At 47.0% G+C, this 14678-nt stretch carries 15 protein-coding genes and 1 tRNA gene; 9 read left to right on the top strand and 7 right to left on the bottom strand.

The window, feature by feature from the left end:
* Together OI18_RS02005 and OI18_RS02000 are read right to left on the bottom strand one after the other, a co-directional pair.
* On the bottom strand, positions 1 to 996 hold the full coding sequence (locus OI18_RS02005; protein WP_039136714.1) for a FecR family protein: 996 nt from the start codon (positions 994 to 996) through the stop codon (positions 1 to 3).
* An 87-nt stretch (positions 997 to 1083) separates the two neighbouring features.
* A complete protein-coding gene (locus tag OI18_RS02000; RefSeq protein ID WP_152616699.1) occupies positions 1084 to 1713 on the bottom strand; it encodes an RNA polymerase sigma-70 factor in 630 nt (209 codons plus the stop codon).
* A gap of 244 nt (positions 1714 to 1957) precedes the next feature.
* Between OI18_RS02000 and OI18_RS01995 the strand changes: the two genes are divergently transcribed.
* Positions 1958 to 2467 carry a pyridoxamine 5'-phosphate oxidase family protein gene (locus tag OI18_RS01995; protein WP_039137028.1) on the top strand — a complete coding sequence of 170 codons (510 nt, stop codon included), beginning with the start codon at positions 1958 to 1960 and terminating at the stop codon, positions 2465 to 2467.
* Positions 2468 to 2493: 26 nt separating this feature from the next.
* Here OI18_RS01995 and OI18_RS01990 read toward each other — a convergent pair whose 3' ends face one another.
* Both OI18_RS01990 and OI18_RS01985 read right to left on the bottom strand, forming a co-directional pair.
* Positions 2494 to 3690: a lactonase family protein gene (locus OI18_RS01990; RefSeq protein ID WP_039136713.1), complete on the bottom strand. Its 1197-nt coding sequence runs from the start codon at positions 3688 to 3690 to the stop codon at positions 2494 to 2496.
* A gap of 302 nt (positions 3691 to 3992) precedes the next feature.
* Positions 3993 to 4064, bottom strand: a tRNA-Arg gene (locus OI18_RS01985).
* 100 nt (positions 4065 to 4164) lie between these two features.
* On the opposite strand from OI18_RS01985, the gene OI18_RS01980 reads away from it, so the two are divergent.
* From OI18_RS01980 to metH, 6 genes are all read left to right on the top strand, one after another.
* The gene (locus OI18_RS01980) at positions 4165 to 4650 is read left to right on the top strand and encodes a VOC family protein (RefSeq protein WP_072038931.1); all 486 of its coding nucleotides are present in this window, start codon (positions 4165 to 4167) and stop codon (positions 4648 to 4650) included.
* A gap of 37 nt (positions 4651 to 4687) precedes the next feature.
* Positions 4688 to 5338: a tetratricopeptide repeat protein gene (locus OI18_RS01975; RefSeq protein ID WP_039136712.1), complete on the top strand. Its 651-nt coding sequence runs from the start codon at positions 4688 to 4690 to the stop codon at positions 5336 to 5338.
* Positions 5339 to 5482: 144 nt separating this feature from the next.
* A complete protein-coding gene (locus tag OI18_RS01970; protein WP_039136711.1) occupies positions 5483 to 6919 on the top strand; it encodes an Ig-like domain-containing domain in 1437 nt (478 codons plus the stop codon).
* Positions 6920 to 6969: 50 nt separating this feature from the next.
* The gene (gene recR, locus OI18_RS01965; protein WP_039136710.1) at positions 6970 to 7584 is read left to right on the top strand and encodes a recombination mediator RecR; all 615 of its coding nucleotides are present in this window, start codon (positions 6970 to 6972) and stop codon (positions 7582 to 7584) included.
* A 189-nt stretch (positions 7585 to 7773) separates the two neighbouring features.
* The gene (locus OI18_RS01960; protein WP_039136709.1) at positions 7774 to 8790 is read left to right on the top strand and encodes a homocysteine S-methyltransferase family protein; all 1017 of its coding nucleotides are present in this window, start codon (positions 7774 to 7776) and stop codon (positions 8788 to 8790) included.
* The gene (metH, locus tag OI18_RS01955; protein WP_039136708.1) at positions 8790 to 11477 is read left to right on the top strand and encodes a methionine synthase; all 2688 of its coding nucleotides are present in this window, start codon (positions 8790 to 8792) and stop codon (positions 11475 to 11477) included. The genes OI18_RS01960 and metH overlap by 1 nt, the downstream gene beginning before the upstream one ends.
* A gap of 47 nt (positions 11478 to 11524) precedes the next feature.
* On the opposite strand, the gene OI18_RS01950 is transcribed toward metH, so the two are convergent.
* The 3 genes from OI18_RS01950 to OI18_RS01940 are packed head-to-tail and all read right to left on the bottom strand — an operon-like array spanning position 11525 to position 13450.
* Positions 11525 to 12292, bottom strand: coding sequence for a CPBP family intramembrane glutamic endopeptidase (locus OI18_RS01950; RefSeq protein WP_039136707.1), 768 nt, complete (start codon positions 12290 to 12292; stop codon positions 11525 to 11527).
* A gap of 29 nt (positions 12293 to 12321) precedes the next feature.
* Positions 12322 to 12711, bottom strand: coding sequence for a VOC family protein (locus tag OI18_RS01945; RefSeq protein WP_039136706.1), 390 nt, complete (start codon positions 12709 to 12711; stop codon positions 12322 to 12324).
* Positions 12712 to 12718: 7 nt separating this feature from the next.
* Positions 12719 to 13450, bottom strand: coding sequence for an LOG family protein (locus OI18_RS01940; RefSeq protein WP_039136705.1), 732 nt, complete (start codon positions 13448 to 13450; stop codon positions 12719 to 12721).
* Positions 13451 to 13499: 49 nt separating this feature from the next.
* Here OI18_RS01940 and OI18_RS01935 point away from each other — a divergent pair, with 49 nt between their 5' ends.
* Entirely contained in the window at positions 13500 to 14267 is a 768-nt protein-coding gene (locus OI18_RS01935) for an exodeoxyribonuclease III (RefSeq protein ID WP_039137025.1), read from the top strand.
* A gap of 4 nt (positions 14268 to 14271) precedes the next feature.
* The gene (locus OI18_RS01930; protein ID WP_039136704.1) at positions 14272 to 14580 is read left to right on the top strand and encodes a DUF4286 family protein; all 309 of its coding nucleotides are present in this window, start codon (positions 14272 to 14274) and stop codon (positions 14578 to 14580) included.
* Positions 14581 to 14678 lie beyond the last annotated feature (98 nt).

Raw genomic sequence — 14678 nt, 5'->3', positions numbered from 1 at the left:
TTAGTTGGTGAATAAATAGATGGAGTCTTCAGTTTCTTTAAAAGAGAAGGGTTTGGTTTTGCCCAGGTAGCGCAGGATCTCAGCCGCGGAACTGTTACTGAACTTACCTGTATATCGGAATTGCTTAGCCTTGTTGTCGCGGAAAACAATTTGTTTTCCATAGTATCGCGAAAGGGTGCGGGCGATGTCGGAAAGTGTTTCCGATTCGAAATTGAGCACACCATCGATCCATGCCCGGTCATTTGATGCATCGGTCTCAGATACCGTAAGGGCACCGTTGGCCGTGCGGTAACTTGCTTTTCTGCCCGGAGTTAGAAAAACAGAATCGGCGCCTGACCTGATGGATGGAACGAAGGCAACTTTTCCTGTTGCCACTGATGTTACGATCACCCCGTCGGCGGAGTATGCTTTGACATTAAATGACGTACCCAATACCCGGATTGCACCATCTTTCATGTTGATGATAAAAGGCTTTTCCGGGTTCTTTACAACTTCAAAAAAGGCCTCGCCATCGAGTTCAAGAGTACGGTTATCCTGCGTAAATAATTCCGGGTACTTGAGGCGACTGTCGGCTCCAAGCCATACTTTACTGCCGTCGGGCAGGACAATGGTTGAACGGACGCCATTCGCATTATGTGCAACACGGTAATTTATAGTAGCCGGTGAACTTTGGTAGATCCAGAAAGCCATTACCAGTACAAGTACAATTGCGGCAGCCGCGATGATTTTCTTGAAAATGGGAAGCCTTCTGACAGGGACTTTTGACTCCGTATTCGAATCTGACTCCCCGGCACCGATTTTCTCCCAGGTATGGGCAAGTGCCTGTTCAAGATCGGTAGGCCTTTGTTGTGAGGGTTGCCAGTATTGAACGAACTGATCGTAGAGATTACGAAGTTGCGGGTCCGATAACAGCTGCTCAAGGTGCATTTCCTCTTCGGGTGAGGCACTCCCCGAGAGCACTTTTGTAGCAAGCAGGAGAAATTTGTCCTTATCCATTTATTGGTGGCAATCGTGAAAAATGTGCGTACTGCCAATAGGGACACCGTTTTGGCGGAAACTACTTACAGGGATGAAAAAAATATTTCAGGAACAGAAGATCCAGGCTGAAACCGCCACTCCAAGAAGGGTTTTTGGCAGGTCGGATGATGTCTGTCGCTGCCCGGATTGCTCCTCGATCACCTTGCGGATCTTTTTGAGGGCGCGGTAAAGTTGGGTTTCCACTGTGCGTGGGGAGATCTGCAGGATCTCGGCCACTTCTTTGAATTTGAGGCCGTCTTCCTTCACCATTTTGAACACCTGCTTGCATTGGTCAGGCAGTTGTTCCACTGCCTTGTGCAGCAGGAACTGAAGTTCACGATATGCCAGTTCACTTTCAGGATCATAGTTGCAGGAGAGACTGGCAACATTGTCAGTGCTGACCGTCACATTCCACATCGAATTGTCACGGCGATAATTATAGCACTGGTTCTTCACAGCAACGAAAAGGAATACCCGAAGTTTTTCGATCTGTCCGATCTCCTGTCTTTTCTGCCAGAGCTTTACAAAGACATCGGAAACAATTTCTTCGGCAGCGGGGCGCACCTTGATAATATCGACAGCAAAGTTGACCAGGTTGAGATAAAAATGCCGAAAGAGGGCATTGAAGGCTTCTTCATTACCTAAGGCAACTTGTTGTTGCCAGTGCTGCAGCATTTCGTCTCGTTGGTCGGGCACAATCCTGTAAATATGGGGATTTTTTGGAAAATTTATTCATACTCCCGGAAAGTTGTCCCATTTACCAGCGGTTTGCTGGGGCATGGACAATGGCGGCCAGAGCTAAGCAAACAGGGGAAACAATTTCACACTATACAGGACCAACTTCGACAATTGTCTAACAGTCAGCGCTGTATAAAAGCGCTAGTACTTAAACAAATCGGCCGGGCATAAAAGTTACATGATTGAATATAAAAAAGATTTTATGGGAACTACTAAAAACCTTTCGGATCAGGCAGCGGTCGATAAAGTGAAAGAGCTGGCTGAAGAAGCGAAATTATGTATGTTATGCACCAGTCTCGGTCAAACGCCATTCAACACAAGACCGATGGCAACGCAGACGATTGAAGAGGATGGAACTTTTTGGTTTTTCAGCCCCGCCGACAGTAGCAAGAATGCCGAAATCGCGAGCGACAACCGGGTACAACTGATCTATTCGAACAGACCTGGCTCAGAATATCTTTCTGTTTATGGCCGGGCGGAAATAGTCAGGGACACGGCCAAAGCAAAGGAGCTCTGGAACGTATTCCTGACAACCTGGTTTCCCGGCGGCGCAGAAGATCCCAATGTTACATTAATAAAAGTGACTCCGGAAGAGGGCCACTACTGGGATACGAAAAACAATAAAATGGTGCAGTCAATTAAGATTGCGGTAGGTGCTATACGGGGTAAAATGACAGATGATGGTGTTGACGGGGACTTTAGAATAGCTTAACTGCAATCACATACCGCTGGCATTTATTATTTCGGTTGTACCTGCATTATCCACAGAGCGTAACTTCCCTCGATTGCCTGGCCAATATCACCATCAATACTGCTGGTGCTGCCGAGGAAAGTGATTTTTTTGCTGTCTTCAACGACCAGGGAATTTACTGCATCATCCTTACTTCCGCCAAGAACTATTTCCCATTGTTTTCTACCCGATTCATCAATCTCTTGAATCCAGCCATTAAATTGGGTGTCTTTACTTCTGATTGCTCCTCCTATAACATAACCACCAGGGGTTCGAACGATCGTATTAAAACCGCCTATACCTGAAATAATCTTTTGCCACTCCAATTCTCCATTTGCGTTAAGCTTAACCAACCAGGGATTATCAGTGCCATAAATTGATGCGCCTTCTCCTCTTCCGCTGATATTACCAGCCAGGATAACCCCATTGTCATCGGTTGCGATCAGTGATTGGAAAGAATCCCGACCTTCCCCATCAAAAATTTTTTCATAAACGAGATTACCCTGGTTGTCAACTTTGACTAACCTGGCTGCATCCAAAAGATTGTTTTCTTTTTCGGTTGAAAAAAAGTATCCATCCCTGCATTTGGTAATGGCTGTAGCATAGTCATAATCTGTGTTTCTAAATGACTTTTCCCAAAGCTGGTTTCCATTTTCATCGATCTTCAATAACCACGGATCCAGGTCGCGATCTGTGTTTTCGATATTACCCAATACCAGGAACCCTCCGTCATTTCCTTCTACAATTGCTACAGCGTGTTCAGTTTTCAGACCACCATATTTCTTTTCCCATAAAACATCACCTTCAGCGTTGATTTTGAACACCCACAGGTCCATATTTGACTTAAATTCATTTATCGGGCTGCTCGATCCTCCCACAACAATATATCCACCATCCCTAAGCGCTATCAGATCTTTTGCGGCTCTGTCACCATCGCCATCGTATTTTCTTTGCCAGGCCAGTTGTCCGGTTGATGTAAACTTATATATGAACGTTTTCGCTACATTAAGGCCGGGGTTAGACACAACCATAAATCCGCCGTCCGGGGACTTTATGATTTGTTGTCCCGGCTCATACTCATCACCTCCACTCAAAAATTTCCAGTTGATGATTTTACTGTTGTTGGGTACAGCGTCCTCTTTTTTACAACCTGCAAGGAGAAGTAAGCCAGCCAGTAAGGCAAGGCCCGATTTGAAAGTTTTCATTGGTAAGGTTTGAATTAGACTACGGTTCAAAGTGGAAATCTACTACAAAATGCCAACTAGTGGAAGAACCTTTCATGAACCTAAGAAGAAGCTTAGATAAACCTGTGAATGCACATCCCGGGACCGTAAAACACTGGAGAAAGAGTAGTAAAAGAGTAGTGCCTGCACTAGTGATTTAACGGAGAATCAGTAGTGAAATTTGCATGAACGACAAATTCCTTATATACATGAACGACAATATTCTGCTTGTCTTAAAACGAAAAAACCCCTGAGGTCGCAATTGCTCCTCAGGGGTTTTGAAGTAGCCCCGACAGGAATCGAACCTGTATCTAAAGTTTAGGAAACTTCTATTCTATCCATTGAACTACAGGGCCATGGAATCTGAATTCCGGGTTGCAAAAATAATGGATTATCACATTCCGTCCGCAGCTATTCCGTGGAAATCGCTAGCTTAACGCTCCAGATTATACTCATATGAAAAAAATCAGCATATTCCTGGCGGTTCTGGCCCTGATATCCCTCCAGTCCCAGGCCCAAAAAAAATCAGAGATGAACAAGACCTCAGCCAGCGAGCCGGCAACCACCATCCGGATCAACCACCTGGCGCTTTACGTGGCTGACTTAAATGCCAGCACATCCTTCTACCAGAACATCATTGGATTGAAAACCATTCCCGAGCCTTTCAAAGACGGGAAACATACCTGGTTCAGCATCGGCGACAAGGCGCACCTGCACCTGATAGCAGGGCGCGTGGATGAACCTGTACCCACTAAAAACACCCATCTCTGCTTCAGCACAAGCAAATTCGATGACCTGATAAGCAAGCTAAAAGACAAACAAATTGCCTTTGAAGACTGGGCAGGTACTTCCGGCGGAATCACCAAAAGGGTTGACGGCATTCGCCAGATCTGGTTCCGCGATCCGGATGGTTACTGGATTGAAGTAAATGATGACCACTGAACCTAATCCACCTATCTTTGCGGTCCATTTCAGAACTATGAAGTTTTACAATCTCATTATCAAATACAGGCTGCCACTGGGAATCGCTTTCCTGGCAATCGCCATCCTAACCAATATTTACGGTGGGTTTTGGCCTGCGTTCCTTCCCTACCTTATCGGCGTTATCCTGATCTTCGGTCATTTCTTCTTCGGTCCCATGCGCCTCATCCAGGAGTATATGGAATCCGGTGATATGGAAGGGGCTGAGAAAGTACTTAACCAGGTTAAGTATCCTAACCTCCTTTATAAGCCAATCAGGTCGGTGTATTATACGTTGAGGGGGAATATCGCCATGATGAAACAGGATTTCGACGGAGCGGAAAAGATGATGAAAAAAGGTCTCGACCTGGGCATGCCGATGAAAGAAGCTGAAGGCGCCAGCCTGCTGCAGATGGGAATGATCGCAATGCAAAAGAGCGACCTGAAAGGCGCAGAAAACTATATACGCTCGGCCCTCCGCAAAGGACTTCCCGATAAGGAAAATGAAGCAGCTGCCTACCTGCAGATGTGCAGCATCATGATGACGAAGCGCGAATTCCGGGCAGCAAAGGATTTTTTCCGCAAGGCTAAGGCCCTCAAACCAACCACTCCGCAGATCGTTGACCAGATCAAGCAGATTGAAAAATATATTGCGCGGATTCCAGGGTGATTCGCCTGGTCGAAATTGAAAATCAAAAAGTTAAAACCCGCGGAATAGTACACCCGCGGGTTTTCTATTTTGAATTTTGACTTTTCACTTTTCACTTTTTAATTAGTTTGCACCCTGAAAATCAATCACTAAACGACGAGATCCATGAGGCCGGCGAAACCTGTTTTACCTGTTGTTATCGGAATGCTGTTGCTGTCGGCATTTGCATCGGTTATCCTAGAAAGCTGCGCCAATATTATTCCACCATTGGGAGGCCCCAAGGATACGCTCGCACCGCGGGTGGTTAACATCAGTCCAAAGGACTCCACACTGAACTTCAAGGAAAAGCGGGTCGTTTTTACCTTCGATGAATATGTCGAACTGGATCAGATCCAGGAGAACCTGCTTGTGTCTCCCACTCCCAAGAGCACTCCCATTGTTGAATCCAGGCTCAAAACGGTAACGGTCCGTATCAAGGATACCCTTCAACCTAACACGACATATGTGTTTGAATTCGGCAAGGCGATCCGCGATGTGAATGAAAGCAATCCACTTAAAGACTTCCGATACATTTTTTCAACCGGGACATACCTCGATTCAATCGAATACCGCGGAAGGGTGCTGATCGCACAAACCGGAAAGGCAGACAGCACACTCATTGCCATGCTCTATTCCGATATGAGGGATTCGGCGGTGGTAAAAGATAAACCCCGATATTATACGAGGGTCGACACATCCGGCAGGTTCCGTTTCCGCAACATTGCTGCCGGTACTTACAGGCTGTATGCCGTAAAGGATGAAGGCGGGAGTAAGCGATACATGTCGCCCCAACAGCTATTTGCCTTTGCCTCTGATTCTGTCATAATCGGGACTGAGGAAACACGCCCAATCACCCTGTACGCGTACGCCGAGCCGGAGCCGCCAAAAAAGCCTAAGACAACAAAGGAAACGGCCCCTGCCGAAAGGAAAAGGAAGGACGATGAAACCGAGCAGGATCGTCGGCTTCGTTTTGGTTCGAACCTGGAAAATGGCCAGCAGGATATATTGATACCCCTGATCCTGAATTTCCCTTCGCCATTAAAAACCTTTGACTCTACCAAGCTCATCCTTACCGATGAGAAATTCGCGCGGCTGAAATACCAGCTGGAGCGCGACACTACCGACAAAATTCTTACACTCCGTTTCAACTGGCCACTCGACCGAGAGTTCAATCTTATCTCAGAAAAGAGCATGGCAACCGACAGCGCAGGCAAAAGCACGCTGAGAAACGATACTCTGAATTTCCATACAATGCGGGATGTTGACTATGGCAGTATCAGGTTCCGCTTCAACAATCTGGACACCATCAGCAGTCGAGTGCTGCAGCTGGTGCAGAATGATGAAGTGAAATTCAGTTACCCGATCACCGGTCGTGAGCTGAATATCCGCCGGTTCCGTCCGGCTGAGTTCGACCTGCGCATCCTGTATGATGATAACCGGAATGGCAAGTGGGATTATGGTAAATTCTTTGGCGAAAAGCGCCAGCCCGAACGCGTCCAGGCATTGGGAAAAAAGATCAATATCAAGGCGAACTGGGATAACGAAATAGAAATTAACCTCTGACAGCTGGTTTAAGCGGTTGCAACATAAGTGAATGCTTTTAACTTTGCCAAATGCAACTACCATCCGCCTTATTGGAACAGGCTGTCGCTGAATTCAGCAAACTACCGGGAATCGGCAAAAAAACGGCACTGCGTCTTGTTCTTCACCTGTTGAAACAGGACCCCGATAAGGTGAGAGCCTTCGCGGAATCGATGGTGCATATGCGGACCGACACACATTTTTGCCAGCGTTGTTTCAATATTTCCGATTCTCTTCTTTGCAGTATCTGCTCCAACCCTATGCGCAAACAGGAAATGATCTGCGTTGTCGAATCCATCCGCGATGTGATCGCCATTGAAAGCACTCAGCAGTATAATGGTACTTATCACGTACTCGGAGGTATTATTTCTCCCCTTGATGGTGTAGGTCCCGACCAGTTGTATATCGACCAGCTTATTGAACGTACACGAACCGGCGACATCAAAGAGATCATTTTTGCCCTTAATCCAACCATCCAGGGCGATACCACCATTTATTACATTCAGAAAAAGCTGCAACCGTCAGAGATCCGGTTCACGACAATCGCCAGGGGCATTTCTTTCGGCGGAGAACTGGAATATGCCGACGAGATGACACTGGCCCGCAGCCTGCAGCACCGCATGCCTGTTGATCAACTGAAGGTTTGATACTATTCGTTATATTTGCAAATGCACAGGCGGATTTGTTTATTGTTCGGCCTGTCACCAGCAGATTGCAGCCTGGTAAACAGAACTAATAAACGCCCGGGGAACTTCACTACAAGGCTTCCACGCGTTTACCGTTCAATTCCGACTGCCACCTGCTGAAATAAGTCTTATTCACTTATTCACTTTTTTATGACTGATATCCGCTCGCTTCTCGATCAACGAATTCTCATTATCGACGGCGCTATGGGCACCATGATCCAGCGTCATCATTTAAAGGAGGAAGATTACCGGGGAGAACGTTTCCGCGACTGGCCTTCCGATCTGAAGGGTAACAATGACCTGTTATGCCTTACTCAGCCTTCCATCATCGGAGGCATTCACCGCGAATACCTCGAAGCCGGTGCTGACATCATTGAGACAAATACTTTTAATTCGCAGCAGGTGAGCCTGGCTGACTACAATATGCAGCATCTCGCCTATGAGATCAATTATGAGGCGGCACTTATAGCGAAGAAGGCTGCTGATGAATTCACAAAAAAAACACCGGAAAAACCCCGCTTCGTTGCAGGAGCAATCGGTCCCCTCAATAAAACCCTGAGCCTTTCACCCGACGTTAATAACCCGGGATTCCGGGCACTGTCATGGGATGATGCGGTTGCCGCTTACCAGGAACAGGTGAGCGGACTGGTTGAAGGCGGTGTTGACCTGATCCTGGTAGAAACCATCTTCGACACGCTTAATGCAAAGGCCGCAATATTTGCGATCAAGAAATTCTTCGAAGAATCGGGCAAAAAAGAACTGCCCATCATGATCAGCGGAACGATCACCGATGCATCGGGAAGAACGCTGAGCGGGCAGACACTGGAAGCTTTTTATATTTCCGTAATGCACGCAAGACCATTGAGTGTGGGATTGAACTGCGCGCTCGGAGCCGCAGATATGCGCAGTCATATTGAAGAGCTTAGCCAGATAGCATCATGCTATACTTCCGCATACCCCAACGCGGGACTTCCCAACGCGATGGGTGAATATGATGAGCAACCGGAACAAACAGCTCACTTCCTCGAAGACTGGGCGAAAGAAGGTTTTGTCAATATCGTTGGCGGTTGCTGCGGAACTACACCTGACCATATCCGCCATATTGCGGAACATGTTAAACAATTTCAACCCAGGCGCCTGCCTGTAATGGAACCAATATCAGCATAATGAGCACCATCAGACCATATCTTCGACTATCCGGACTTGAGCCACTGATTGTTAGACCGGAAACCAATTTCCTGAACATAGGAGAAAGAACGAATGTTACCGGCTCGAAAAAATTTGCCCGTCTCGTCAAAGAGAACAAATATGAAGAAGCGCTTTCTGTTGCCCGCCAGCAGGTTGAAAGCGGTGCACAGGTAATTGATGTGAACATGGATGATGCCCTGCTCGACGGCGTGCAGGCAATGACAACCTTTCTCAATCTCGTGCAGAGTGAACCGGATATCGCGCGAATTCCCATTATGATCGACTCATCGAAGTTCGACATCATTGTTGCAGGATTGAAATGCGTGCAGGGCAAGTGCATTGTGAACTCGATCTCCATGAAGGAAGGCGAAGAGAAGTTCAAACGGGAAGCGAATATCTGCAAGCTGTTCGGTGCAGCTGTTGTAGTAATGGCTTTTGATGAAAAAGGACAGGCAGACACGCTTCAACGCCGGATCGACATCTGCACGCGTGCATATGAGATTCTGACTGAAGAGGTAGGTTTCGACCCGCAGGATATCATTTTCGACCCCAATATCTTCGCCATTGCGACCGGGCTTGAAGAACATAATAACTATGCTGTTGACTTCATTGAAGCAACCCGCATCATTAAATCGCGCATGCCACTTGCAAAAATCAGCGGTGGTGTCAGCAATCTTTCGTTCTCTTTCAGGGGCAATGACCATGTGCGCGAGGCCATGCACAGCGTATTTCTTTATTATGCCATCAAGGCCGGAATGGATATGGGGATTGTCAACGCCGGCCAGCTTGTTGTTTACGATGAAATTGAACCGGAACTCCGGAAGCTGTGCGAAGACGTAATCCTGAACAGAAACAATGAAAATAACGAGGCTACCGAAAAGCTGATCGCATTTGCCGAAACGGTCAAAGCGAAAGGCAAGGAAATCATAAAGGATGAATCGTGGCGGCATGAACCAGTTGAGGCAAGGCTTACGCATTCGCTCATCAACGGTATCACGGACCATATCGATGAAGACACTGAGGAAGCGAGGAAAAAATACCCTCGTCCGCTCGATGTAATTGAAGGTCCACTGATGGACGGAATGAATGTGGTAGGTGACCTGTTTGGTGCGGGTAAAATGTTCCTTCCACAAGTGGTGAAGAGCGCAAGGGTAATGAAAAAAAGTGTGGCCTGGCTAACACCGTTCATTGAAGAGGAAAAGAAAAATAATCCCGATGCACAACAGGGATCGGTTTCGAAAGTGTTGCTGGCAACAGTAAAAGGTGATGTTCATGATATCGGCAAGAATATCGTTGGCGTGGTGCTGGGATGTAACGGTTACGAGATCATTGACCTTGGCGTAATGGTGCCTGCGGACAAGATCCTTGATGTTGCACAGAAGGAGAATGTTGACATTGTAGGCCTGAGCGGACTCATTACACCGTCGCTCGACGAAATGGTTCACGTTGCCCACGAAATGAAGCGCCGCAACATGAAGCAGCCACTGTTAATCGGCGGAGCTACTACCAGCAGGATGCACACTGCGGTAAAGATTGCACCTCAATATGACAATGGTGTTGTTCACGTACTGGACGCATCACGCAGTGTAACTGTTGCAGGGTCGTTACTGGGTGAACAGAAATCGAAGTTCCTCGGCGATACTTCCACTGAATATTCGAAACTGAGGGATGACTTCAACAAGAAAAAAACGATCAAGCAATATCTTTCTATCCAGCAAGCGCGTGAGAACAGGGTGCAGATCAACTGGGACAACACCGTTCCTGCCGCACCAACTTTTACCGGAACGCGGGTATTCGAAAAGGCAGACCTGGCTGCTATCGCTAAATATATTGACTGGGGTCCGTTTTTTATTGCCTGGGAAATGGGTGGACGATTCCCTCAATTGCTGGAAGATGAAGTGATCGGGAAAGAAGCCACAAAATTGTATAATGATGCGAAGGAATTGCTGCAGCAGATCATCGACGAAAAGTGGCTGGAGGCACAGGGCGTAATCGGGTTCTGGGAAGCAAACAGCAACGGGGCCGATGACCTGAAAGTGAATACAGGATCCGGAGACCTCCGACTTTCTTTTTTACGGCAGCAGATCAAGAAAGCCCCAGGACAGCCCAACTTTTCGCTGGCAGATTTTGTGGCACCTGAAGCGACCGGGAAGAAAGACCACATCGGTGCTTTCAGTGTAACCATTAAAGGAATTGAGCCGCATATCAAACGATTTGAAGAGAAGCATGACGATTACAACAAGATCATGCTGCAGGCACTGGCAGACAGGTTAGCCGAGGCTTTTGCAGAATACCTTCATGAACAGGTAAGGAAGGACTACTGGGGATACGCAAAAGACGAAGTGCTGTCAAACGAGGCACTGATCAAGGAAGAATATAGTGGCATCAGGCCGGCGCCTGGTTACCCTGCCTGCCCTGACCACACCGAAAAATATAAGTTGTTCAACCTCCTGGGTGGTGAAGAAACTACGGGTATCCACCTTACCGAATCACTGGCTATGTACCCGGCGGCATCTGTCTGTGGCTGGTTTTTCGCCCATCCGCAGAGCCAGTACTTTGGCGTGGGTAAAATCAAGGAGGACCAGGTGGCAGATTATGCTGTCCGTAAGGAAATGCAGGAAGAAGAGATTGCGAGGTGGCTGAGGCCGAATATCGAAGAAAGTTAATAGTGAAAGACTCATTAAGCGCAAAGAAATCTTTGCGCTTTTTTGTCTCAACCAATTAAGCCCAGTTCGTAAAGCTCCAGCAAGCAGGTAGTGGCATTAAAACAAAAATGCACTACAATGCCGTACCAGATCGTTTTTTCGCGTTGCCGGAGATAACCCAGGAAGAGGGCGAAGGGCAGCAGCCAGAAGAACGAGATAATGCTCATGTGTATTATAGCAAACATCAGGGCTGTCATTACCACAGCCTGCCGGCTGTGCATGATTTTAAGAAGTCCTGCCTGAATTACACCCCTGTACGCCAGTTCCTCAGAAAATGCCGGGATAAATGCAATCAACATTATCATTGTAAATCTCGGGAAAGGCAGGTGCCGGAAAGAAGAGTAGTAGTATAGCTCGCGGTCGAACACGCTTCGATTGATCCACTTCACACCATAATTCACTACGATGGCACTGAAAATTGCCACAGCAACCAGTAAGGCAAGCTTCCACCAGGCAAACTTCTTCCACTCGAGTAATGGTTTCATCTGGTCGCGTATTACCCAGGCGAATATGATGGCACAAATGAAAAGGAAGGAGTCAACAACAACGAGACCAGTGAGCGTTTCGCCTGCTAATGGCCAGAAATTGAAGATCAGGCACACAAAGAGGTTGATGCTGAAAAACACCACTACCAGGGTACGGTACTTTTCATAGGCACCCTCCCACTCCTCGGCAGGTACTGTCGGACTGCCACACTGATGGCAAACCATATCTTCAGGTTCCATCCGGCTTCCACAGGCTGTGCAGGTTTCCGATATGGGTAAAGTTTCGCTCAAGTCTTGCTAATCGTCCTCAAGTTAACGGTTTAAGCAGTAATCTCAATCCGGTTACCATCAGGATCGAGTATAACAGATTCATAATATCCGTCGCCGGTTTGCCGCGGGCCGTCAACCAGGGGAAAGCCATCGGCTTTCAGGCGCGCAGTCAATGAATCAACTTCTTCTCTTGATTTCACTGAAATAGCAAAATGGATCAGTCCCGTGTACTGCTCTATAGTACTGTTCCGGTTGAGGGGGATGCCCTCCATCTGCATCAGTTCCAGGCGGGCGCCATCGCCGAACGAAAGGAAAAAGGAACGGAATCCTTTTTTTCTGTTATGATACAGGTCGTTGGAAACAGCATTGAAATATTTCTCATAGAAGGCTTTCATTTCTTCCAGCCTGTAAGTCCACAGGGCAATATGTTCGATCTTCATTCTTATATTATTTTTTCTCAAAGAACCACCATTTTTTTCTGCGAGGTTTTACCGCATAATTGGTCTTGATGTATTTGCTGATGTGTTCCATCGCTTCATCAATATTGTCTGTCAGCAATACGAGGTCGAGGTCATGTTCCCCGATTGTCTTTTGTTCAACCATGAGCCGCATATAATCGATGAGGGGCTGGTAATAGGCCTTACCGATCAGCACTATCGGGAACTGGGTGATGGTTCCGGTCTGCACGAGTGTCAGTGTTTCAAAAAATTCATCCATCGTACCCACTCCACCCGGTAAAATTATAAACGCATAGGAATATTTCACGAGCAAAACCTTCCTTACAAAAAAATGTTCGAACGTGATGGATCTGTGCAGGTAGGGGTTTGCCTTTTGTTCAAAGGGAAGCTGGATGTTACAGCCTACGGAATATCCGTTGTTTTCATACGCGCCCCTGTTTGCAGCTTCCATAATACCCGGCCCGCCTCCGGTCATGGTGGTGAAACCGAGTCCGGCGATGCGCTTTCCACACTCGCGGGCCAGTTCATAATAAGGATGTTCGTCTTTGAACCTTGCCGATCCGAAAACGGTTATACAGGGTCCGACGAAGTGCAGGCAGCGAAAACCTTTAACAAACTGTTTGAACACGCGGAATGCGAACACCAACTCATACGTGCGGGGTTTCGGACCTTCAAGATAAACGTGTTGTTTGGGAGGAATTATGGGTTGTTGCGAAGCCATTTCAATAAATTTGATCAAAACCGTAACAATATAATTAATGAAAAGGGTTATGCGCATTATATCTTATAACGTGAATGGCATCAGAGCAGCCATGAACAAAGGCCTGACAGACTGGTTGAAATCTGATCCGGGTGATATCATCTGCCTGCAGGAAACCAAAGCTCATAAGGACAGTGTAAACTTTAAGGCTATCCAGGACCTGGGATATACGGACTACTGGTATTCCGCCGAAAAGAAAGGATATAGTGGCGTGGCAATCTTCAGCAAGGTGAAACCGGATCGTGTGGAGTTTGGAAATGGTTTTATGCAGAGCGATGCGGAAGGAAGAGTGATCAGGGCTGATTACGGTGACATCACCCTGGTGAATGCATATTTTCCTTCGGGCACTTCGGGTGACGAAAGGCAAACATACAAGTACCAGTGGCTGGAAGAGTTTTTCGGTTATACAGAACAGTTGCGAAAGGAAAGGCCTAAACTGATCGTATGCGGCGATTACAATATTGCGCACCGGGAAATTGACATTCATGATCCGAAAGGGAACAAGAAATCTTCAGGATTTTTACCTGAGGAACGTGCCTGGCTGGATAAATTCTTTGATAATGGATGGGTGGACAGCTTCCGTGAATTTCATCCTGAGCCGCATCGTTACAGTTGGTGGAGCCAGCGTTTTCCGAGTGTGCGGTTGAATAACAAAGGATGGCGGATTGATTACATCAACGTAACGAAAGAACTGAAGTCGCAGCTGGTGGATGCAGAAATATATCCTGATGTAAAGCACAGTGACCACTGTCCTATTTACCTCAAACTAAAATATTAAAACGGTGAAGTTCATTTATAATGTGACGATAAAAGTGGACTGGTCCATTACCGAAGAATGGCTGCAATGGATGAAGGAAGTTCACATGCCGGAAATGATACAGACCGGGTGTTTCGAGAATTCGAGACTGTTGCGGCTGATGGAAGTGGATGAATCAGACGGGCCCACATATGCTGCACAGTTCACTGCACCCGGTAAGGAGGAATACAACAGGTATGTCACTGATTTTGCAGAGGCACTGCGAAAAAAAAGCTATGAAATATGGGGTGACAGGTTTATTGCTTTTCGTTCCGTAATGGAAGTTGTGCACTAATTGTGGATAACATAAATCCCGCTTACACAATATAGTAGAAATACCGAAGGCCAGCCTGTAATGCAGTGCAGGCTTGCGTTTCAGGGCAATCGCGTGAA

The sequence above is a fragment of the Flavihumibacter solisilvae genome (assembly GCF_000814475.1).
In the GTDB taxonomy this organism is placed as follows: Bacteria; Bacteroidota; Bacteroidia; order Chitinophagales; family Chitinophagaceae; genus Flavihumibacter; species Flavihumibacter solisilvae.
The sequence above is the reverse complement of the archived record's forward strand: the minus strand, read 5'-3'. Positions and strand labels throughout refer to the sequence as shown.